We start from the raw sequence: 21,393 nt of genomic DNA on the forward strand, positions 1-21,393 counted from the left end.
AATGCGTGCTCAGTTGGCATCTCCGAGGGGGAGACGGCCGTACTCAGTCGCGATTGGAGACGCTAGATCAAAAGGACAATTGTCCGGTGCGAAGCGAGATGATCGACATCAGGCTTGGCCCGCTCTCGTCGATCTACCGCAGACAGGGACCAATGGCCGTCTTGGATGGCAGCAATTGTGGCCCAATGCGGCACTGGCGATTTGGACGGAAGCGACTTAATCAATGAACTTGGCTGCGGCAAGCTAGCGAGAGATACGATGTCTATGTCGACGCATCCCTTCGGCGCCTCGACGCCGGGTCCCGGATCTGTGCTGCTCAGCCGTTCTGCGTGCTCGGTCGCATGATGTGTTCCCGCATCCAACAGCTCGATTGCGCGGTGACCATCGGCGCCGAAGCAATAGACGAGCGGAAGAGCTGCTGCGAACGTGGCAGGCACGAAGGCGATCAACAGCACGATCGCTATGAGTTGTCGCCAGAGGCTCATCTGTCCCAGCCCTAAACCTGCACCTAGCCTAATGCGCATCACCGGCTTCATATTCAAGAAAAAACCGTTGGGGCGCTTATGCCATGGCGGCTCTGTCGCGGACGGGACACAACTATTTCAGGATGGGTTAAGCAAAGCCGCGCTGGAACAGGCAGTTTCCCCATAGATTCCGGGACGGAACCGCATGGAAGCCTAAGCATGGAGCACATGGTCCTCGATTCCCTCCCTGCAGTCTCGCAACTCCAGCTGCAAGGTTACGTGCGAGATGTGGAAATCCTCGGAAAGCACGCGTCCAGCCATTTCGCGCACCTCGGATTGTTCCCTGTCAGGTTCCAGTACCAGATGAACCGATAGCGCAGGCGTGTCGCTTCCCAATGCCCAGATATGCAGGTCATGAAGGTTCTTCACGCCGGGGACTTGCCGCAGCGCAGCGGCAACGGCAGCGTAGTCTATACCTTCCGGCACCCCTTCCAGCAGAATGTTGGTTGTCTCCTGCAACAGGGACCAGGCGCGGGGCAGCACCCACAGACCAATGCCGATGGCCACGACGGCGTCGACCCAGAGCCAGCCCGTCAGCCAAATAATAGCCGCGGCGGCAATGACCCCGATGGAGCCGAGCATGTCGCTCCACACTTCAAGGTAGGCTCCCTTGACATTGAGGCTTTTCGCTTGACCGGCCGCCAACAGCCGCATGGAGATAAGATTGATGACGAGCCCGATCACCGCAATCACCAGCATACCGACGGACTGTATTTGTTCGGGCTCAACGATCCTCTTGTAGCCCTCGTACAGGATGTAGCCGGCGACACCGAAGAGGATCACAGCATTGGAGGTCGCCGCCAGCACCTCGAAGCGTTGATACCCAAACGTGCGCTGGCTGTCCGCCGGGCGGCTGCCCACCTTAATCGCGGCGAGAGCGATGGCGAGGCCGAACGTGTCAGTCAGCATATGCATTGCATCTGAAATGAGCGCGAGGCTGCCGGTCAGTATGCCGCCGATCACTTCCGCGATGAGGAATGTGCCCGTGAGCAACAAAGCTCCCCGCAGGGCTGCCGAGTTCGCTGCACGTGGATTTGCGTGCTGATGTCCATGGCCCATCTATATTTGCGACGTTTGTGGAGCACCGCTCGCGGCGTCGACCGCAATGTCCTTGAGCGCTTGGACCTCTCGCTCTCCAGCCTGAACGGCCAGCATAATGCCGAGCGCCATAAGTTTCTCAGACGCCTCAGACACGACGGCTTCCCGCGCCAGGATCTGTTCGCGTGCCGCATCGAAGGCACAACTCATCAGCGCGACGAGCTCTCGGCTAAACGCAGCATCATCAAAGGTCATCAGCTCAGGATTGCTCGACGGGGAAGCCACGTGCTCGATGGAACTCATCATTTTATCGGATCGCCTTACCGTTTATCTCGGACCCTTGTACACGAGGCCCCTGTGGCAGTTCATTCCGCCACGCCGCGGCAGATGGCAATGCAGATCCGTTGGCGGGATGGTTGGCATCGAACGTCGCCGTTTTATCCAAGCCCTGCGGCCGATCGAGCGCCTCGCGCTATGTGTCGATGCAAGCGAGGTTTCGACACCGGACAACGTAACGGGAGATCCTTGAGCAGGATATCCGACCGCCATCACTGCGATCAACGCGACTATCGCGCTCGTTACGGTCTTGCCCATAGCACGATGTCTGACACGGCAGGCTGAAACCAAGCTGAAAAAGCTGCGGCTGCGGGGCCACGGCGTCGAAATATGCTGAACGGGGACTTGCTGCTTATGGTTTGAGGGTCATCTTTCCTGCCGCAGCCCCGCAGCCCCGCAGCCCCGCAGCCAAGGAGAATCGCCATTCGAATACTACTTGTCGAGGATGATGGGGCGATCGCAGAGCGTCTGGCCACCGCGCTTGAAACCGCGGGCTTTGTCGTGGATCACGTTTCCAATGGAGCGGATGCGTGCTCGCTAGCGCTTGATCAGTCTTTCGACGCTGCCGTGCTCGATCTCGGGCTGCCCGGGATGGACGGGTTGGAAGTGCTGCAGTCGTGGCGCGCGGCCGGCATTTCGATGCCAGTGTTGATTTTGACGGCGCGTGGAGCCTGGCCGGAGAAGGTCAAGGGGTTGAACGCCGGTGCGGACGACTACATCAGTAAGCCATTTCATGCGCCCGAGATCGTTGCGCGGTTGCGTGCCCTGACGCGGCGCACATCTGGTGCCGCGCATCCCCTTCTCAGCCATAAGAATATCACCCTCGACACCGTAGCGGGAAAAGCCACCGTTGACGGCCACTCTACAACGCTTACGGCGTTGGAGCTGCGCATGCTCACGTATTTCATGCTGCGGATCGGGCGCATCGTCTCTCAGAAGGAGCTGGTGGAGCATCTTTACAACCTGGATGACGGCGCCGTGTCGAATACGATTGAGGTCTACATTGCCAGGCTACGGAAGAAGTTCGGTCGGGATTTCATCACGACCGTCCGCGGTCTCGGCTACCGGATGGATTGAGCAGCATGCGTAGCCTCAAGATGCGGTTGATCATTGTAGCGGCGGCGTGGATCGCTGGAGGTGTGGCCGTCGCTGGACTTTTGCTATCGACCGCTTTCAGGGATTTTCTGGTCACCCAGTTCTACGATCAGCTGCACGTCAATCTCGATGAACTCGAACGACTAGTCGAGATTGATTCGGCTGGGGCCCTGAAGCTCAAGAGTTCGCTCAGCGACCCGCGCTACAGCGCGCATCTATCCGGCGCATATTGGGAAATTCAAAAGGGCGGCAAGGTTCTGGCGCGCTCGCCATCACTCGAGGGGCCCCCGCTAAAGATTCCCGCCGGGGCCGGAGAAAACGCGCAGACACATACGTATCGGATCGAGGGACCGACCGGCGGGTTGATGATTGCGGAGCGGCTTCGCTGGTTCGGCGAGGATCTGGTGCCCACGCGTATCATTATTGGCACCGACCAAAACGCGCTCGATCGTGAGATGCAGAAATTCAACTACGTGCTGCTCTGGGCGTTGGGGGGCTTTTCGCTATCGCTGATAGCCGCCGCTGTTCTGCTCCTGCTTTATGCGATGAGGCCGTTTGCCCAGCTGCGTCGAGCACTGGCACAAGTTCGCACAGGCGACTCGTCAGCAATCAAAGGAATTTTCCCCGAAGAGGTGCAGCCGCTCATCGACGACCTCAACAATCTTCTTGCCTCTTCCGGGGAGCAGATGGTCAGAGCACGCACGCAAGCAGGAAACATTGCGCATGGTCTAAAGAGTTCGCTGGCGATACTCGTCGACGAGGGACATCGCTTCAAAGCCAAGGGAGACGAGGATGCTGCTGCGGTCGTGCTGGGTGAGGCCAAGCGCATGCGTCGCCAGATCGACTATCACATCGCCAGGGCCAGGGCGGCCGCATCACGCAGGAATCCCCAGCAAGCGACATCGCTCTCGGATTCTGCGGACAACGTCATTGCAGCGTTGGAGCGACTGCATCGTGATCGGCAATTCACTATTCAGAACTTAATTCCTGCCGACGTGTTTGTCGGTTGCGAAGCCGAAGACTTGGAGGAGATCCTCGCCAATATCGTCGACAACGCCTGCAAGTTTGCGAGGAAAACGATCCGACTTGGCGTTGTGAAGGCGGGCCCACGGAAGCTTGTCGGAGTGGCCATAGAGGATGACGGCCCAGGATTGCCGGCAGAGGCTTGGGATGTCGTCCTGGACGTCGGTGAGCAGTGGGGCAGTTCTGACGGTTCAGGCTTGGGGTTGGCGATCGTGCGCGACTTAACGCAGCTCTACGGTGGATCTGTCCATTTGGATCGCTCCGACTTGGGTGGTCTCAAGGTAATCCTAGAGCTACCGGCGCATTCTACGATGAACAGCTGATCTCGATCGTCCGCATGGAATCGGTAAGTCCTTTTCCGTATCACGTAGAAAATCAGCCCATAGCTTCCGTGGGCTGCGGTCAACCGGAGCGGCAGCGGCAAGTTCGATGACTCGGCTTGCCGGCGGCAGAGACGTCAAATTGCGGGGTCGCCTGCCGTTGTCTTGTTCAGCTGATCGGCCAACGGGCCAGCCGGTTGCAGAAGGCTCTTGCAAGCCCGATCGGGATCTGAACTAATATCTCAACATCTCTTGAGATATTGAGGCAGTATGCGCGAACGGCAGGCTCTGGATGGCTTCGCGGCACTGGCCCAGGAAACGCGGCTACGAATTGTAAGAATGCTGGTCAAAGCAGGAGCCGAAGGCATGGCAGCGGGCGCGATTGGCGCTGCCCTCGACGGTTCGGCGAGTTCCCGGGTCGCCTTCCATCTCAATCATCTGCAGCAAGCGGGATTAATCGTGAGCCGCCGGGAAGGTCGCTCGATAATTTACAGTGCAATCTTTCCTGCGCTCTCCGACCTCGTTGCCTTCCTCATGCGCGACTGCTGCGAAGGCCACTGCGAGGTTTGCGACCGAGCCATCAAGCTCTTCGCCCAATGCGAGGGGCGACCCACAAAGTTGCGAACCCGAAATCGAAAGCGCATCACATGACCGCGAGCTTGCGCGAGACGCTGGAAATCTGGCAGGTGGCGATCTACTTCGCCGCCATGCTTTGTGCTGTTGGCGCGTCGCTAGTCTTTTCGACGGCTGGAATGGCGTCTCTCGTCGAGCCGGCGCTGGCACTGATGTTGTTCGTGACATTTCTTCAGGTACCACTTGTAGACCTCGGTAAGGCGCTTCTACGGGTCCGCTTTCTTGGTGCTCTGACGGCAGCCAATTTCGTTGCGATCCCACTCCTCGTGTTGGCTTTGCTCCAATTTGTTCCGGTTGATCCAATTGTTCGCCTTGGCGTGCTGATGGTCTTGCTTACCCCCTGCATCGACTACGTCGTGACGTTCTCGCATATCGGACGTGCGGACGCCCGGCTGCTACTCGCATCGACGCCAATGCTTCTTCTCCTGCAGATGCTTTGTTTGCCCATCTATCTAAGGGTATTCCTTGGCGAAGAGGCGGCTCGCCTGATGCAGATCGGCCCGTTTCTTCACGCCTTCTTGTGGCTGATCGCCATGCCGCTGTCGTTGGCCGCATTGGTGCAGTTTGGGGAAAAGCGCAGCCAATTACTCTCTCACCTGAAGACCGGCTTTGACCACCTGCCCGTACCTTCGACCGCGTTGGTGTTATTTCTGGTGTTCGCAGTGGTGGTGCCGCAAATGGGTCTTGCGCTCCCAAGCGCGACGAATGTGATCCCGGTGTATATCGCGTTCGCTATCGTTGCTCCCGCGATTGGGTGGGGCATCGGGCGCGTTGCAGGATTGACGGTCCCGGGTGTCCGGGCCATTGCGTTCAGTTCAGCCACGCGCAATTCACTTGTCATTCTTCCGTTGGCCTTCGCGGTGCCGGGGGCCATGCCCCTCCTACCTGCCGTGATTGTGGCGCAGACCGTCGTCGAACTCGTCGCCTCGCTTGTCTATATGAAGGTCATGCCGAAGCTGGGGGGCGTTGAGATTGCCACTTCTCCGCAGGCCTGAATTTGACTCCATCCTGCGCGAAGCCCGCCATCGTTTTACGGTCGCTCGTGGGGGGAGACTGGCGGCAACCGGCGACATCCGCAAGGTAGCGCTGTAGCTCGGCCACGCGAGCATCCAGAGCACAGAAGCCTACCTGCGAGCCGATCCCGCCGAGAAGCTCGCTGTCCTCGCCGCCCATTCACCGCCAATGATCAAACCAGGCAAGTTTCGCCCCCCGTCGGATGTGCTCCTCGCGAGCGCTCGGTGAAATTCGAAAAGCGACATAGAAGCGATTCTTCACTGCTAACAACAAATGCCCCGTCGGTCCCACAAAGGCCAACAGTATACGTCGCCTCCAAGAGACAAGCCTGCTGCCCAATGCGGCTGGTGATCGAGAGCAGATGCTCCCGCACCGATACGTGCACCTAGGCGCATGAGCGAGAGTTGGGGCTTGAAATCGATACTGTTCGCGAACCGCTCGATCTGGCGGAGCAGCCGCAAACCGCAGGCGATCGACGGCAGCCTTGCCGAAGAGCCGCCCAGGCCATCAGTATCATTCAGGTTGCGAGCCATATCGGGCGAACACTTCCGTGCTGCCGTCTTTTTTCAGAAGAAGAACCTCGTAGGCTTCGCGCTTGTTGCCAAATTCCATGCCGGGCGATCCAATGGGCATACCTGGCACAACGAGCCCAAGGGCCTCGGGCCGCTCGGTAAGCAGCTTACGAATATCTTGCTCGGGAACATGCCCCTCGATCAGATAGCCATCGACTCTTGCGGTATGACAGGCCGTCATTGCAGCGGGAATGCCCGCATCGAGCTTCATCTTCATCAACTGGCCCATTGCGAGATCCTTGACGGCAACCTCATGACCGGCTGCCCGCAAGTGGCGGGCCCACGCATGGCAGCAAGAACATCCTCCGGTGGTCATCATCTCGAGTGACGCCGCAACTGCCGCAACCGGAAAAAATCCTATGGCGAACGCCGTCATCCAAGCTGACCGCCGATAAATCTGATGTTCTGTGGTCATGATGGGTTTTCCTTCGACTGATTGTCCGCGAAGTTGCCAAAAGAGGTTGCGAGCAAGACCATGACGCCGACTACGATTGCGGCATCCGCGAAGTTGAATGCGGGCCAGTGATAGTCCCGGACATGAAAATCTAGGAAATCGACAACCGCACCGAGGCGAAGACGATCTAGAGCGTTGCCAAGTGCGCCGCCAATGATCAGACCGAACGCGATGGCTTCCCAACGCACGGTCGATCGGATCAGAAGAATGGCAAATAGCGCAACAATGACGAGCGTGATCCCGGCCATAAGCGTGGGTCGGCCCGCGAATGTCTCAGCGAACATGCTGAAGGATATCCCTTGGTTGAAGCTGAGACGGAGATCGAAAAATGGCAGCACGGATTGTGCGTTTCCGCGCTCAAGCGTCGCTAACGCCATCAGCTTGGTGGCTTGATCGAAAACGAAGGCGACAGTAATAGCCGCCAATCCAAATAGTTTTGTCAGGCGGGGCGTTGCCGAGGTGTCTATTGCGCTGCTCATGCGATCTCCTGAGATGACGCTTTCGCTGCCGGACGAAATCGCAGCAGGCGCAATGCGTTCGCGGTGACCAGCACGGTGGCCCCTGTATCTGCGAGGATGGCCATCCACAGCGTGCTAATGCCGAGCAGAGTGGTGATCAGAAATACGGCCTTCAGCCCGAGCGCGAGCGCGATGTTTTGCCAAATATTGGACAAGGTTGCCCGAGCGAGGCTGACAAGCTCGGCAACGCCGGTGACGCGATTGCCGAGCAAGGCCGCATCGGCTGTCTCCAGCGCAACATCGGTCCCGCCCCCCATCGCGATGCCGACCGAGGATGCCGCAAGGGCGGGCGCGTCATTGATGCCATCGCCAACCATGGCCACAGGGCCAGCCGTCTTGAGTTCAGCAATTGCTTGGAGCTTCGCGTCAGGCAAGAGCTCGGCGCGTACATCGAGGGCAAGGGCGCTTGCTATGGCTTGCCCGGTGCGCCGGTTGTCGCCCGTCAGCATGATGCTGTGTACCCCGAGGGCCTTAAGCGATCTGATCCCGGCCACGGCATCGGGACGTGGTTCGTCGCGGAGCGCGATGAGGCCGAGAGCGCGCTCTTTCGTGGCCACGATCACCACAGTCTTGCCTTCCGCCTCCAGCCTCTGCACCGCGTCTTCTAAGGAAGGGGGCAGCAGGTTGAATTCGGCTGCATAGCGCGGCGAGCCGACCGATATAAAACCCTCGCCAAGGCGAGCAACAACGGCCTTGCCAGGCACGGCGGATGCGCCCCCGTAGGCCTGTGGGATCGCGAGCGAGCGAGCGCGGGCTGCGGCGATGATCGCAAACCCGAGCGGATGGCTGGACCCTTGCTCGACGGCAGCAGCTTTCCCTAATATCTCACCATCGTCGCCTTCAATGGCGATGACATCGGTCACCTGCGGCTTGCCGATTGTCAACGTGCCGGTCTTGTCAAAGGCCACAGTCTTGATCTTGCCAAGAGCCTCTAAGGCTGCACCGCCCTTGATAAGAAGGCCACGGCGGGCCCCCGCCGCGAGACCGGAGGCGATGGCAGCGGGCGTCGAAATCACGAGCGCGCAGGGACAGGCGATAAGCAGCGTGGCGAGGCCGCGATAGATCCAAGTCCCCCAATCGGCTCCGAACAGCAACGGCGGCACGACAATGATTAGGGCCGCTGCACCCATAGACGCGGGCGTATAATAGGTCGCGAATTGGTCGATGAAGCGGGCTGTAGGCGCTTTGGAGGTCTGCGCCTCCTCCACCAGATGAATGATGCGGGCGATGGTGTTATCGGCTGCGGCCTTGGTGATCGATATCCTGAGTAAGCCGTTGCCGTTGATACTACCGGCATAGACCATGGCGTCGGCAGTTTTAAGGACCGGAACCGACTCGCCGGTGACCGGGGATTCGTCAAGTTCCGATGTGCCTTCGATGATTTTTCCGTCCGATGGAACCCGATCGCCAGGGCGGACCACGGCGACATCGCCGACGCGCAATTGTTCGACTGATACTTTCCGTACCTCGCCGTTTTGCTCGACCTGGGCGATGCGCGGAACTAATCCGATCAGCGCTTGGATACCCGCCCGCGCACGCCCTGCCGCGACGTTCTCCAGTAGTTCGCCCACTGCAAAGAGGAAAATCACAACGGCCGCTTCCTCGGTCGCGCCGATGAGAATAGCCCCGGCGGCCGCCACGCTCATGAGCGTTTCGATGCTGAAGAGTGTGCCGGACATTGCCCCCGCGAGCGCACGCCGGGCAATAGGTACGAGACCAATGACGGCCGCTGCGAGATAGGCGAAAAACGAGAGATCCGGCGCAATCCAAGCGACAATGGCGGCCCCTGCAAGCAGGGCTGCGCTTACAAGGACGAGCTTTCCCTTGCGCGTTTGCCACCACGGCCGGTCAGCCCGCTCGCGCGAAGGGGTCGAGTTGGTTTCTTCCACCGCCAGAGGACGCGGCGTGTAGCCAAGGCTGCGGATCTTGTCCTCTATCACTTGGCGTGAGATTCGATCCGGGGCGTGGCTCAGGGTCAGCGTCTCAGTGCCATAGTTGACGATGATGTCGCTGATGCCGGGTAGACGCGTCAGGGCATACTCGATCTTGAGGGCGCACGCGCCGCAATCCATCCCTTCGACCCCCATCTTGAGCGTGTGGATGTTTGTTGGAGGTCGTTCGGCAGCCGTCATGATTTTTGGACTTTCTCCCGTTAAGAGCGCATATTGCACCCTGTAGTAACTATAGGGTCAACCCTTATGAGTTCAGGCATTCTCACGATCGGCGATTTGTCCAAGGCCACCGGCACCAAGGTGGAAACGATCCGGTATTATGAGCGAATCGGATTGCTCGCCGCACCTGATAGGACGAGCGGAAACTATCGTGCGTATGGAGCCAAGGATCTCGGTCGGCTGAGCTTTATCCGCCGTGCCCGCGATCTGGGATTTGGTCTGGAGCAGGTGAGAGAGCTTCTGGGCTTATCGGATCAAAAGCAGCGTTCCTGCGAGGCTGTCGACATGATCGCGCGCGACCACCTCGCGGAAGTCGATCGCAAGCTTACCGATCTGAAGGCTCTGCGGCGCGAACTTGACAGCATCATCCGCCAGTGCGGTTGCGGCACCATTGCCGAGTGCCGGATAATCGAAGCGCTGGCTCCTATCGATCCAAACGGCCCAGTTAAATAGCAATCGAGACACAAACAATTGGTGCAACTATAACCGCCACCGTGCCGATCGCAGGCCTGGCCGGCACCGCGGGCAGCCCCGTCGCCGACAAGACGTATTTGCCGGGGGGAGGCCGAGTTCGGCAGAGTTCGGAAAATCCGAAAAAAATGCCGCCAGGACGCGGCATACCGGATTTCACGCCTAGCGATGCTACCGATCGGTGCGGTAGGCCGAGAAGCTGCCTAGCGCGCGGCTTAAGTCGCACGCACGCCCTCCGGGCAACCTGCCGCGATGATTTTTCAGTCGCCGGAGTCGCTTAACTTCGGCCTAATTGACGCTGCTTGATCCTCCAGCCGCGTGTTGCCGGGATCACCTCGCTGTGGCAGTCTGCGCTTGTGAGACATCGCGTCTACCAGCGCTGGTCTGTGGTCCTCGGCATGCTCGCCATGCTCGGGGCGATCGTCGCTATGCCGCTGTCGTCGACCTACGCACTGGCCATGGCAACGTCAAACCAGGCGATGGCGGAGCACACGGCGGCGATGAAGCACGATATGCCGTGCCACAAGCCGGCCAAGCCCTGCCCGGAATGCCCGCAAAAGGTTTGCCCAGAGATGGGCACCTGTCTCGTTAAGTGCTTCCAACCGCTGGCCTCGCCGGTTGGTGAAATGACTGTGCCCGGCGATGTCGTTTCAGCGCGCGTGCGGCCTGCCGTATCGCAGGTTTCCGGCGGGTTGCTGATTCCTCCCCTCCTTCGACCTCCAAGCGTCTGAATCTGCGCCCCTGGGCGTACGTGCGGCTGCGGCCATAGCCGTGGTCGGCGCGAGCGTTGGCCATGCCGGTCCGCGCTGGTTCACGACAACAGGAGAATTGAAAGATGCAACGCAAGACCCTGCGTGCCGCCACCTTTGGCGCTGCACTGCTCGCGCTTCTATCCGTCGCCGCTGTAGCCGGCGAGAAGGACTACGAGTTTCAGCTTGTCGACAAGGAGGTGAAGCAAGGCGACGCCGTCATCGCCGTAAAGCTCGTGCACAAGCCTTCGGGTCGCCCCATCCCCGATGCGGTGATCTTCGCCAAGCGTATCGACATGGGCCCCGACGGCATGGAAATGATGGATTCGCCCATCGAGCTCGTCGGCTCAACGGAGCCGGGTGTCTACCGTTTCAAGACCAAGCTCACCATGGCTGGAAAGTGGGCGCTGTCGCTGGGCGCTAAGGTCCAAGGAGAGACCGGGACGGTTGAAGACAAGCTCATCGTCACGGCGACCGAATGAAACCGCTTCTCAAAGGGGTGCTGACCGTCGCGGCTATATTGGCCGCGGCGGGAGCCGGGCTGTGGGCGGGCCAGACGGGCATCGTCAAACTCCCAGGACATGTCGCGAGTTTGATCACGGAGCCGGCGAATCCTGCCTCGCAGGGGCCCGTCATCTATTACCGCGACCCGAGCGGCAAGCCGCTCTATTCGCTGACGCCGAAAACGACGCCGGACGGGAAGGCGTACGTCGCCGTACACGCCTCGGAGGACATAGGGTTCGGCAAGCCCAGAACGACTGGCGACGCGGCGAACGCGACAGCGGAGGCCGAGCCACAGGACGCTTCGCTCCCCGAGCAGGGTCGCAAGATCATTCACTACCGCAATCCGATGGGGCTTCCCGACATCTCGCCGGTGCCCAAGAAGGATTCGATGGGGATGGACTACATCCCCGTTTACGAGGACGAGGTCGACGATGGCGATACTGTCAAGATATCGCCAGGGAAAATCCAGCGCACCGGCGTGAAAACGGAGGCCGTGAGCAAGAGACAAATCTCCAGAGACATCCGTGCGCCGGGGGTGGTCGAGCTAGATGAGCGCCGAATCACCGTAATCGCACTCCGCTTCGACGGTTATATCGAGAAAGTAGCGGACGTCACGACTGGTACCCATCTGAAGAAGGGCGCGCCACTCATGACGATTTATGCGCCCGAACTCCTCAGTGCCGGGGCCCGGCTCGTCATCGAAGAGCAAACGGGCTGGGGCCCGACTGCCGGCAAGAACAGGGATTTCCTAAAAGCGGACAACCTGAGGGCCCCGGTCATCGGCGCGCGCCGTCGTCTTGAAAATATGGGGCTTCCAATAGAGTTCATCGACAACATCGCGCGAACGCGCGAGGTTCCCGATACCGTTGTATGGCGCGCACCGGGCGACGGCATCGTTCTTGAGCGACGCGCGGTCGAAGGCATGCGGGCCGCGGCTGGCGACGTGCTGTTCCGTATCGCCGACCATTCGGTCGTTTGGATCATGGCCGATGTCGCCGAGGGTGACATCGGCGCGCTGAAGCCGGGCCAATCCGTCAAAGTGACAACGCGCGCGCATCCCGGCCGCGTCTTCAACGGCAAGGTGGCGGTCATCTACCCGCACCTGATGAAGGAAACGCGCACGGCGCGCGTGCGCATCGAGCTGCCCAACCCCAACCTCGCGCTGTTGCCCGGCATGTACGCGGATGTCGATATTGCAACCGGCTCCGATGAGCCTGTTGTCGCCGTTCCGCAAAGTGCTGTGGTCGACAGCGGCGCACAGCAGGTCGTCTTGCTCGATCGTGGCGAGGGCCGCTTCGAGCCGCGCGACGTCAAGCTTGGCCGCAAGGGGGACGGCTACGTTGAGGTCCTGAACGGCGTAAATGACGGCGACAGAGTCGTCGTCGACGGCAACTTCCTCATAGATGCAGAGAGCAACCTGCAGTCCGCACTGAGGGGCCTGTCGGCGGCACCGGCCAAGGCGGCCAGCCAATGATCGCGCGCCTCATCGGCTGGTCGGCGCGCAACCTGATGCTGGTGTTCATTGCCACGGCGTTCGCCGTTGTCGCGGGTCTATGGGCGCTGACGCACTTGCCGCTCGACGCCATCCCGGATCTCTCCGATACGCAGGTCATCGTCTACACCGAATTCCCGGGTCAGGCGCCACAGGTGGTCGAGGATCAGGTTACCTATCCGCTCACCACATCGATGCTGACGGTGCCACGCTCTAAGGTCGTACGCGGCTTTTCGTTCTTCGGCGTGTCGTTCGTCTACATCATCTTCGAGGACGGTACCGACATCTATTGGGCGCGCAGCCGCGTTCTCGAATACCTCAATGCGGCCGCCAAGCGGTTACCTGCGGGCGTCACGCCAACGCTCGGGCCGGACGCGACCGGTGTCGGCTGGGTCTATCAGTATGCGGTGCTGGGCAAGAACAAATCGCTGGCTGAACTCCGCTCGCTGCAAGATTGGGAGATCCGTTTCGGATTGTCCAAGGCCGAAGGCGTCGCCGAGGTGGCGAGCGTCGGTGGCTTCGTCAAGCAGTACAGTGTCGTCGTCGATCCGGGGCGCATGCGTGCACTCGGCATCTCGCTGCAAAAGATGCGCGAGGTCATCCGCGACAGCAACATGGACGTCGGCGGCCGCACCCTTGAGCTGGCCGAGCATGAGTTCATGGTACGGGGGCGTGGATATTTGAGGAATACCGCGGATATTGAGAACATCGTCGTCAAGATGAACGGCGGCACGCCGGTGCTGCTGAAGGATATCGCACGCGTCGAGATCACGCCCGACGAGCGGCGCGGCATCACCGAATTTAACGGCGAAGGAGAGGTGGCAAGCGGCATCGCCCTGCAGCGCTCAGGCGCCAACGCGCTGACGGTCATCGAAAACGTCAAGGAGCGCTTGAAGGAGATAGCCCCCTCGCTGCCTGAGGGCACCGAAATTGTCCCCGTATACGATCGCTCCGAACTCATTCACCGCGCCATCGCCACCCTCAAGTCGACCCTGTTCGAGGAAAGTGTGGTCGTCGCCTTGGTGTGCATCGTATTTCTTCTGCACGTGCGCAGCGCGCTCGTCGCCATCCTCATGCTGCCCGTCGGTATCCTCATGGCGTTCATCGCCATGAAGCTGTTGGGCATCGGCTCCAACATCATGAGCCTCGGCGGCATCGCCATCGCCATCGGCGCAATGATCGACGCCGCGATCGTCATGATCGAAAATGCGCACAAGCATCTTGAACGAGCGCCGCCGGATAAGCCGCGTGTCGAAATCATCATCGAAGCGGCCTCCGAGGTTGGACCGGCGCTGTTCTTCTCCCTGCTTATCATCACCGTGTCGTTCCTCCCGATCTTTACCTTGGAGGCGCAGGAGGGCCGTCTGTTCGGACCGCTGGCGTTCACCAAGACCTTCGCCATGGCCTCGGCGGCCATCCTCTCGGTGACGCTGGTACCGGCGCTGATGGTGGTCTTCGTGCGCGGGCGCATCATCCCGGAAGCCAAGAACCCGCTCAACCGCGCCCTGATCGCAATCTACCGGCCGGTCATCCGCGGCGTGCTCAGAGCGAAGATGCTGACCATCGCGCTGGCGATGATCGTGGTCGGCATTTCGATATGGCCCATGCTGCATATGGGCAGCGAGTTCATGCCCAACCTCGATGAGGGAACGCTGCTCTACATGCCGACGACGCTGCCGGGAATATCCGTCACCAAATCCGCGGAACTGCTCCAAACGCAAGACCGCATCATCAAGACGTTCCCGGAGGTCGCCTCGGTCTACGGCAAGGCGGGACGCGCGCTGACGGCAACCGATCCAGCGCCCACGGAAATGTTCGAGACAATCATCAACCTCAAGCCGAAGGACCAATGGCGTCCTGGGCTCACCGTTGATGCTCTGATCCAGGAAATGGACCGATCCCTGCAGTTTCCCGGCGTCTCGAATGCGTGGACCATGCCGATCAAGGCGCGCATCGACATGCTGTCGACCGGCATACGCACGCCCGTGGGCGTGAAGGTGATCGGCAAGGATCTCACCGAGATGGAGAACGTCGCCCGGCAGGTGGAAACCGTCCTCAAGCCTGTGCCAGGAACATCGAGCGCCTACGCCGAGCGCGTGGTCGGCGGATACTACCTCGAGGTGATTCCGGACCGCGCGCGTCTGGCACGCTATGGCTTGATGGTTGCCGATGCGCAAAACGTGGTGGCATCGGCGCTCGGGGCCGAGCCGATCACCACGACGGTCGAAGGACGCGAACGCTACACGGTCGTGCTCAGGTATCCGCGCGACCTGCGCTCGGACCCCCAGACCATCGCCAAGGACGTCTTGGTCGGGCTGCCGGGCGGGGGCACAGTGCCGCTGGGAGAGGTCGCCGATATCGAACTCACGCAGGGTCCCACGTCGATCCGGACCGAGAACGGCAAACTCGCAACGTATATCTTCGTCGACATTCGTGACCGAGATCTCGGCGGCTATGTCGCCGATGCCAAGAAGGCGGTAACCGACCAAGTGGTGATGCCTGCCGGTACCTACCTCATGTGGAGCGGCCAGTTCGAGTATCTGGAGCGCGCCGAGGCCCGACTTCAGATGGTTGTGCCGGTGACGCTGATGATCATCTTTCTGCTGCTCTATCTTAATTTCCGGCGCATCACCGAAACGCTCATTGTCATGCTGTCTCTGCCGTTCGCCTTGATCGGCGGGCTATGGCTGATGTGGTGGCTCGGCTTCAATATGTCGGTGGCGGCCGCGGTCGGATTCATCGCTTTGGCTGGCGTGGCCGCTGAAACAGGCGTCGTGATGCTTATCTATCTCGATCACGCGGTAGAGGAGATTATGCTGCGCTGCGGGAAGGAGCGACGCCCGTTTTCGAAGGCTGACCTCTACGAAGCGATCATGCTGGGCGCGGTGGAGCGCGTCCGGCCGAAGATGATGACGGTGGTGGCCATCATGGCCGGCCTCCTGCCCATACTGTGGAGCACCGGAACTGGCTCGGAGGTGATGCAGCGCATTGCGGTGCCGATGATCGGCGGCATGGTCTCATCAACCCTTCTGACACTCATCGTCATTCCCGCCATTTACGGCCTCATCAAAGGATGGCGGCTGCCGCCTGCCGTTTCTCTGGCAGAGAAAGGAACGGCTCTTTCTGGCTTTTGCCGGCTCGATATTGCGGAAGATGAACGTTATCTGAAGACCATCTTACCCTACGATCGGACCTAGTCGGCAATCGCCGAGGGGCAAGTCTGGCCGGCCCACACCACGGCGCAGACTCGCGGTCCGAGAAGGTCGCATACACTTTGAAGCACGCGCAAACACGGCATCCTCGAGCGGCAGTCGAGGACGTCCGTTCGCCCGACCAACGGTTTCACCCCCAATGCCTCACACTATCTCTTTAAGTAGGTACTAAAACCGCTTCGTGACTGACGTCCGCGAGGCACATGTAAAAGCCTAAGTTTCTAGGGTCCGCACTTCAACACGATACCCGTGGTCCAATACTGGACGACGCCCACCCAACGGCGACCCGAGTATCGAGAATTTATGCAACCCTCGACACTGGGCGTGACGTCACGGTGCGCTAGCCAACGAAGCCTATGGAGCTGAATTGGAGCAGATAGCACTTTTTACAGGGATTTCGGGTTGGCTTGGGATGCAGAAGACGCGAGACAACAATTCCCACATTGAGTACCGGCCGGATCCCCAGATTATCAGTGACTGTCAAAGAGACGGTGACACGAGCTGGCTGTGACGTCACAGCTCCGGGAAAGCGGTCGAAGTTGCAACTGAAACGGTGCCGTCTCCGGCGCGTCCAGACTGCGTTCCCCGGTCGGAACCTTTGCCTGTCGCTGACGTTGGCCCGGTTGGAGTTTTCCGGCATCAGTCGGGTAATCGTAACTGGCTCAGATCACATCGCCGATCCTCGCCTTGCACAAGTTCAGTTGCCGCGCCCGTTTCGCGGCGGGTCTGGGTCAGTGATCGATGGCGTTAGCGCATCCGCACAAACGGCGGCATTGCCGGAACGATTTTCTGCGAATGCCGCAAGCTGAAAAGAACCCAGGGGCAACTTCGTGAGGAAGATGATGTCGTATATCCGCTTTTTAGCAATGATCGCCGTCTCGACCGTTTTGATGTACGGCCTGATGTACCTCAACACCTACGAGCTGGATCACGTCTTCTTTAGCCAAACACGCGCGTGGATGGCGCTCGTTATGGGCACGGCCATGACGATCGTTATGCTGGGTTTCATGTGGGGGATGTACGAAAACAAGCGCGTCAATGTCGGCATCGTCGCTGGCAGTTTGGTCGGGTTCGCGATGGCGCTTTGGCTCGTGCGCAGCCAGGACACGGTCGGCGATCTCAGCTACATGCGGGCGATGATCCCACATCACTCGATCGCGATCCTAACAAGCGAACGCGCGCATATCCGCGATCCGCGCGTCCGCAAGCTCGCCGACGGGATCATCGATGCGCAGGTGCGGGAAATTCGCGAGATGAAGGTGCTCATCTCGGAAATCGAGCAGCATCCTATACCGGATGAGCAACCGGACCTTCCACCGGCACGCTAGACAAAGTGCTACGTCCGGAAGGAGCATTCGCGGGCCGAGCCAGATTGTGGAAGCCGCGAGCAAGTCGTCGACCCACATCTAGATGCTGCAATTCTCCCTGTGGTACGAAGGCGTACACGCTCAGTCAGCAGCACACTGCTTGATCGCCCGCAAAATCCGCGGCCCGAGCCGCTGCCAAACGATTCGGCGTCACCACCACATCATCGGAAAGATACGCCGTGCGCAGTGCTGCGTGGGCGGGCTCATCCAGAGAGAAGTCCGTCAGCCGATTGTAGAAGAGGTCAGGCCGGGCAGCCACGAGCTGGACTTTGCCGTCGTTTGGTTCGAGGGACCTCGATCGAGAGCCCGTAAACCGGGGATGCCCTCTTCTCGCCGGCTGGGAGCATCAAGAACCCACTATGGCATCTCAAACTTAGCCAGCAAGCTGTGCCCATCGGACAGTGCGCCCGTGACAACAACTTTCGCGCCCTTCGCTAACGGCGCTGTGAGCTTGCCAACGAGCTTATTGGGCTCGACCGGCTTGAGATCGATCTGAGCCGTCTTTCCAGCGTCTTGCGTAATTGCTCTCACCTTAGCCCCGGCAGAGCCCATCGGTGCGTCTGCTTCCCCGGTCAGGTAAAACGTCACCTCGGTCGCACTCGGCACAAACTCAACATGGTGACCGTCGACATCGACGACCGCGCCGCCATTGGGACCCTTGGCGGCTTCGTGCGCATACGCTCCGGATACGGTAGCAAGCCCGAGGACGGCGGCGAGAGCTAGCGTGAAGTTGAGTTTGCGATGCACGTGAATACTCCATTTCTCGTGATTGGTTAAAACGCTTGTATTGGTTTAGTCGCCGAAGAAGGCGCGCGGGCGTCGACGAGACGCTGAAGAGAACGCTTGCCGAGCTTGAGAAACAGAACGGGCGTCAGGACGGCATCGAGCAGCGTCGCGCTGATTAATCCGCCGAATATGGTCACCGCGACTGGGTGGAGAATTTCCTTACCCGGTGCGTCGGCCCCATAGAGCAGAGGTATCAGCGCCGTCCCCGCCGCAAGCGCTGTCATTAATACCGGCGTCAGACGCTCAACGCTGCCGCGCACGATCAGCGGACGCCCGAAGACCTCACCTTCGTACAAAGCGAGATTGATGTAATGGCTAATCTTCAGGATACCGTTGCGGGCCGTGATCCCCGTCAGCGTAATGAAGCCGATCATGGAGGCGACGGAGAGCGGCTGATCCGCGATCCACAGCGCCGTCACGCTACCGATCAAGGCGAGCGGCACGTTGCCCATGATGATGAGTGCCAGCACAGCCGAGCGGTAGCGGCTGTACAAAACAACAAAGATCGAGGCAAGCGAGACCAGCGATAGACCCAAGATCAAACGCGACGCTTCCTCTTGGGCGAGGAACGAGCCCTCAAGGCTCGTCGAGTATCCCGTCGGCAATGCCGTGTCTGCGAGCACGGCCCTGATCCGTTCGATGATGGCAGCCATGTCCGAGCCATCAGTGTTGGCCAGCACGACCATGCGGCGACGGCCGTTCTCCCTTAGAATCTGATTGGGACCTTCAGTCTCTTCCACCGTGGCAATGCGACTTAAGGGAACGCGACCTTTCGGCGTTTCGATCAGCAGATCGCTCAGACCGGAAGTCGTGCGATCGCTTTCCGAGAGCCTGAGCACCACGTCGAACCGGCGCGCACCATCGATGATGGTCGATACCGTACGGCCGTTGGATAGGCTTTCGAGCGCTTCCGTGATGGCAGCGGGCGTCACGCCAAACAAAGCGGCGCGGTCCGGATCGACACGTATTTCCAGCTGCGGGATCAAAACCTGCTTTTCGAGCTGTAGATCAACAAGCCCCGGCACTTTAGTGAGCTTGCCGCGCAGCGTCTCGGCAAGGCGGCGCAGCGAATCCAGATCGTCCCCGTAGATCTTGAGCGCTATCTCAGCGCGCACTCCGGAGAGCAAATGATCGAGCCGGTGCGAGATCGGCTGGCCGACGTTGATGGTCGCGGGCAACACAGCGAGTCTACGGCGCACGTCCTCCAAAATGGCCTCACGTGTGCGTTCAGACTTGTCCAAGTCAACATCGATCTCGCTTGAATGCACGCCTTCGGCATGCTCATCGAGTTCGGCGCGGCCTGTGCGGCGGCCAACCGTTTTGACTTCCGGCACTTCCGTCAGAAGGTTCTCAGCGATCAAACCGATGCGATGACTTTCCTGGAGAGAAATACCCGGATTGAAGGCGAGGCTGATGGTCAACGTGCCTTCATTGAATGAGGGTAGGAAGGATCGCGGCAGAGCGGTTGCCGCCAGTCCGGCCAGTAGAACGGCAACCAGCGCCGTCCCGATCACCCAATTGGTCCGTTCAAATGCCCATGCCAGCAATCGTTCGTTGCCCCGCTTAAGTTTACGGACAAAAGCCCCATCGCGATGATCGAGCTGCTTTGCGCTGCCGAGCAGATAAGACGCAAGAACCGGCGTGACCGTGATAGACACCAAAAGACTCGCCAGGATCGAGACGATGTAGGCAACGCCCAACGGGGCGAACAAGCGGCCCTCAATGCCCGTCAAGGCAAAGAGCGGGATGAAGACGAGAACGATGATGAAAGTCGCATAGACGATACCAGACCGTACTTCGATGCTGGCATCGGCCACGACCTGCAGCAGCGGTCTTGGACTGGCGCGTTTGCTATTTTCTCGCAGGCGTCTGTAGATGTTTTCCACATCGACCACGGCGTCATCCACGAGTTCGCCAATCGCAATCGCCAGGCCGCCGAGCGTCATCGTATTGATCGATAAGCCAAACGCTTTGAAGATAAGAACTGTGACCAGAAGGGAGATCGGGATTGCCGTCAGCGAGATCGCCGTAGTGCGGAAGTTGAGCAGGAACAGAAACAAAATGACCGCCACAGCGACCGCGGCTTCAACGAGCACGCCTTTGACGTTGTCGATCGAGGTTGAAATAAAATCAGCCTGACGGAACAGAATTTGATTGGCGCTGACCCCATTCGGTAGTCCTCGTGTTAGTTCGGCCAGCGCCGTCTCGACCTGACTAGTCAGTTTGATCGTATCGGCACCGGGCTGTTTCTGAACGGAGATGATCACGGCAGATGCGCCGTTAAATCCTGCATCACCCCGCTTCACACGCGCCGCATATTCGACGGCTGCGACTTGCCGCAGAAAGATCGGTTGCTCGTCCTTTGTCACGACAACGACGTTGCGTAAATCATCCAGCTTTGTCGTGCGGCCGAGATTGCGGATCAGATACTCGCGGTCATTCTGATCGACAAACCCGCCACCCGTGTTGGTGCCAAAAGATTTGATCGCTGTTTCGATCTGCTCGACACTCACATTCAAGCTGGCGAGTGCCGCGATATTGGGCGTCACCCTGTACTGGCGAACCTCGCCGCCGATGGGGATGACCTGGCTCACGCCTGATATGGACAGGAGCCGGGGCCGGATAACGAAGTCAGCAACTTCGCGCACAGCCATCGGGTCCGCCTTGTCGCCGCCCGTAACGGCAATCAGCATGATCTCGCCCATGATGGAGGAAACCGGCCCCATCTGGGGCGTCACGCCGGGCGGCAATTGTGAAGCGATGCTGGAGAGCCGCTCCGCTACTTGCTGGCGATTGCGATAAATGTCGGTGCCCCAGTCGAACTCGGCAAAGACAATGGAGAGGCCAATGCCTGCCACCGAGCGTACGCGCGTAACACCGGCGATGCCGTTCATTGCCGTTTCGATCGGATAGCCAACGAGCTGCTCGACTTCGGGCGGGGCCAAACCTTCCGCTTCCGTCATGATGGTGACGGTTGGCTTATTGAGGTCGGGAAACACATCGACTGGAATGGAGGAGAGGCTCATGCTGCCCCACACCACTAGAATGGCGGCGGCTGCCAGCACCATCAGCCGGTTGTTGAGGCTCGCTTTGACAAGGAAATTGAACATTGCG

General features: G+C 59.8%; 18 protein-coding genes and 1 pseudogene. 11 read left to right on the forward strand and 8 right to left on the reverse strand.

Annotation, left to right across the window (positions count from 1 at the left end; genetic code table 11):
• Positions 1-62 precede the first annotated feature (62 nt).
• The 3 genes from NDB2M4_RS09785 to NDB2M4_RS09795 all read right to left on the reverse strand — a co-directional run bounded on the left by NDB2M4_RS09785 (position 63) and on the right by NDB2M4_RS09795 (position 1,868).
• Positions 63-542: a hypothetical protein gene (locus tag NDB2M4_RS09785; RefSeq protein WP_139247183.1), complete on the reverse strand. Its 480-nt coding sequence runs from the start codon at positions 540-542 to the stop codon at positions 63-65.
• Positions 543-677: 135 nt separating this feature from the next.
• Entirely contained in the window at positions 678-1,583 is a 906-nt protein-coding gene (locus NDB2M4_RS09790) for a cation diffusion facilitator family transporter (RefSeq protein WP_072373979.1), read from the reverse strand.
• Positions 1,584-1,868, reverse strand: coding sequence for a hypothetical protein (locus NDB2M4_RS09795; protein WP_072373982.1), 285 nt, complete (start codon positions 1,866-1,868; stop codon positions 1,584-1,586). It lies immediately after the preceding gene.
• Between the two features lie 459 nt (positions 1,869-2,327).
• Between NDB2M4_RS09795 and NDB2M4_RS09800 the strand changes: the two genes are divergently transcribed.
• The 5 genes and pseudogenes from NDB2M4_RS09800 to NDB2M4_RS20640 form a co-directional block, all read left to right on the forward strand.
• Positions 2,328-2,975, forward strand: a complete 648-nt coding sequence (locus NDB2M4_RS09800; protein WP_348533039.1) for a response regulator transcription factor — start codon at positions 2,328-2,330, stop codon at positions 2,973-2,975.
• A 62-nt stretch (positions 2,976-3,037) separates the two neighbouring features.
• Positions 3,038-4,339, forward strand: a complete 1,302-nt coding sequence (locus NDB2M4_RS09805; protein WP_244536118.1) for a sensor histidine kinase — start codon at positions 3,038-3,040, stop codon at positions 4,337-4,339.
• A 267-nt stretch (positions 4,340-4,606) separates the two neighbouring features.
• Complete coding sequence (locus tag NDB2M4_RS09810) at positions 4,607-4,987, forward strand: ArsR/SmtB family transcription factor (RefSeq protein ID WP_072373987.1); 381 nt, start codon at positions 4,607-4,609, stop codon at positions 4,985-4,987.
• The gene (locus tag NDB2M4_RS09815) at positions 4,984-5,964 is read left to right on the forward strand and encodes an arsenic resistance protein (protein WP_072373990.1); all 981 of its coding nucleotides are present in this window, start codon (positions 4,984-4,986) and stop codon (positions 5,962-5,964) included. Before NDB2M4_RS09810 ends, NDB2M4_RS09815 begins: the two co-directional genes overlap by 4 nt.
• Positions 5,965-6,022: 58 nt before the next feature.
• Positions 6,023-6,211, forward strand: a pseudogene (locus NDB2M4_RS20640) (integrase); the annotation flags it as partial.
• A gap of 285 nt (positions 6,212-6,496) precedes the next feature.
• On the opposite strand, the gene NDB2M4_RS09825 reads toward NDB2M4_RS20640, so the two are convergent.
• From NDB2M4_RS09825 to NDB2M4_RS09835, 3 genes are read right to left on the reverse strand one after another with little or no spacing between them, the layout of a single operon-like run.
• Positions 6,497-6,970, reverse strand: a complete 474-nt coding sequence (locus NDB2M4_RS09825; protein ID WP_244536120.1) for a DUF411 domain-containing protein — start codon at positions 6,968-6,970, stop codon at positions 6,497-6,499.
• Complete coding sequence (lspA, locus tag NDB2M4_RS09830; protein WP_083556115.1) at positions 6,967-7,488, reverse strand: signal peptidase II; 522 nt, start codon at positions 7,486-7,488, stop codon at positions 6,967-6,969. Before lspA ends, NDB2M4_RS09825 begins: the two co-directional genes overlap by 4 nt.
• A complete protein-coding gene (locus NDB2M4_RS09835; RefSeq protein ID WP_171988086.1) occupies positions 7,485-9,599 on the reverse strand; it encodes a heavy metal translocating P-type ATPase in 2,115 nt (704 codons plus the stop codon). Before NDB2M4_RS09835 ends, lspA begins: the two co-directional genes overlap by 4 nt.
• A 126-nt stretch (positions 9,600-9,725) precedes the next feature.
• On the opposite strand from NDB2M4_RS09835, the gene NDB2M4_RS09840 reads away from it, so the two are divergent.
• The 6 genes from NDB2M4_RS09840 to NDB2M4_RS09865 all read left to right on the forward strand — a co-directional run bounded on the left by NDB2M4_RS09840 (position 9,726) and on the right by NDB2M4_RS09865 (position 17,454).
• Complete coding sequence (locus NDB2M4_RS09840) at positions 9,726-10,151, forward strand: MerR family transcriptional regulator (protein WP_072373998.1); 426 nt, start codon at positions 9,726-9,728, stop codon at positions 10,149-10,151.
• A gap of 374 nt (positions 10,152-10,525) precedes the next feature.
• Positions 10,526-10,900, forward strand: a complete 375-nt coding sequence (locus NDB2M4_RS09845; RefSeq protein WP_072374983.1) for a hypothetical protein — start codon at positions 10,526-10,528, stop codon at positions 10,898-10,900.
• Between the two features lie 104 nt (positions 10,901-11,004).
• Positions 11,005-11,400: a FixH family protein gene (locus NDB2M4_RS09850; RefSeq protein ID WP_072374001.1), complete on the forward strand. Its 396-nt coding sequence runs from the start codon at positions 11,005-11,007 to the stop codon at positions 11,398-11,400.
• The gene (locus tag NDB2M4_RS09855) at positions 11,397-12,896 is read left to right on the forward strand and encodes an efflux RND transporter periplasmic adaptor subunit (RefSeq protein WP_072374004.1); all 1,500 of its coding nucleotides are present in this window, start codon (positions 11,397-11,399) and stop codon (positions 12,894-12,896) included. The genes NDB2M4_RS09850 and NDB2M4_RS09855 overlap by 4 nt, the downstream gene beginning before the upstream one ends.
• Positions 12,893-16,111 (forward strand): efflux RND transporter permease subunit, encoded by a 3,219-nt coding sequence (locus tag NDB2M4_RS09860; protein WP_083556117.1) that lies wholly within the window; start codon positions 12,893-12,895, stop codon positions 16,109-16,111. Before NDB2M4_RS09855 ends, NDB2M4_RS09860 begins: the two co-directional genes overlap by 4 nt.
• Before the next feature lie 857 nt (positions 16,112-16,968).
• Positions 16,969-17,454, forward strand: a complete 486-nt coding sequence (locus NDB2M4_RS09865; protein ID WP_072374986.1) for a DUF305 domain-containing protein — start codon at positions 16,969-16,971, stop codon at positions 17,452-17,454.
• Between the two features lie 396 nt (positions 17,455-17,850).
• Here NDB2M4_RS09865 and NDB2M4_RS09870 read toward each other — a convergent pair whose 3' ends face one another.
• Both NDB2M4_RS09870 and NDB2M4_RS09875 read right to left on the reverse strand, forming a co-directional pair.
• Positions 17,851-18,240, reverse strand: a complete 390-nt coding sequence (locus NDB2M4_RS09870; protein WP_072374007.1) for a hypothetical protein — start codon at positions 18,238-18,240, stop codon at positions 17,851-17,853.
• 26 nt (positions 18,241-18,266) lie between these two features.
• Positions 18,267-21,389 carry an efflux RND transporter permease subunit gene (locus NDB2M4_RS09875; RefSeq protein WP_072374010.1) on the reverse strand — a complete coding sequence of 1,041 codons (3,123 nt, stop codon included), beginning with the start codon at positions 21,387-21,389 and terminating at the stop codon, positions 18,267-18,269.
• Positions 21,390-21,393: the final 4 nt, after the last annotated feature.

It is taken from the genome of Hyphomicrobium sp. NDB2Meth4, assembly GCF_900117445.1.
In the GTDB taxonomy this organism is placed as follows: Bacteria; Pseudomonadota; Alphaproteobacteria; order Rhizobiales; family Hyphomicrobiaceae; genus Hyphomicrobium_A.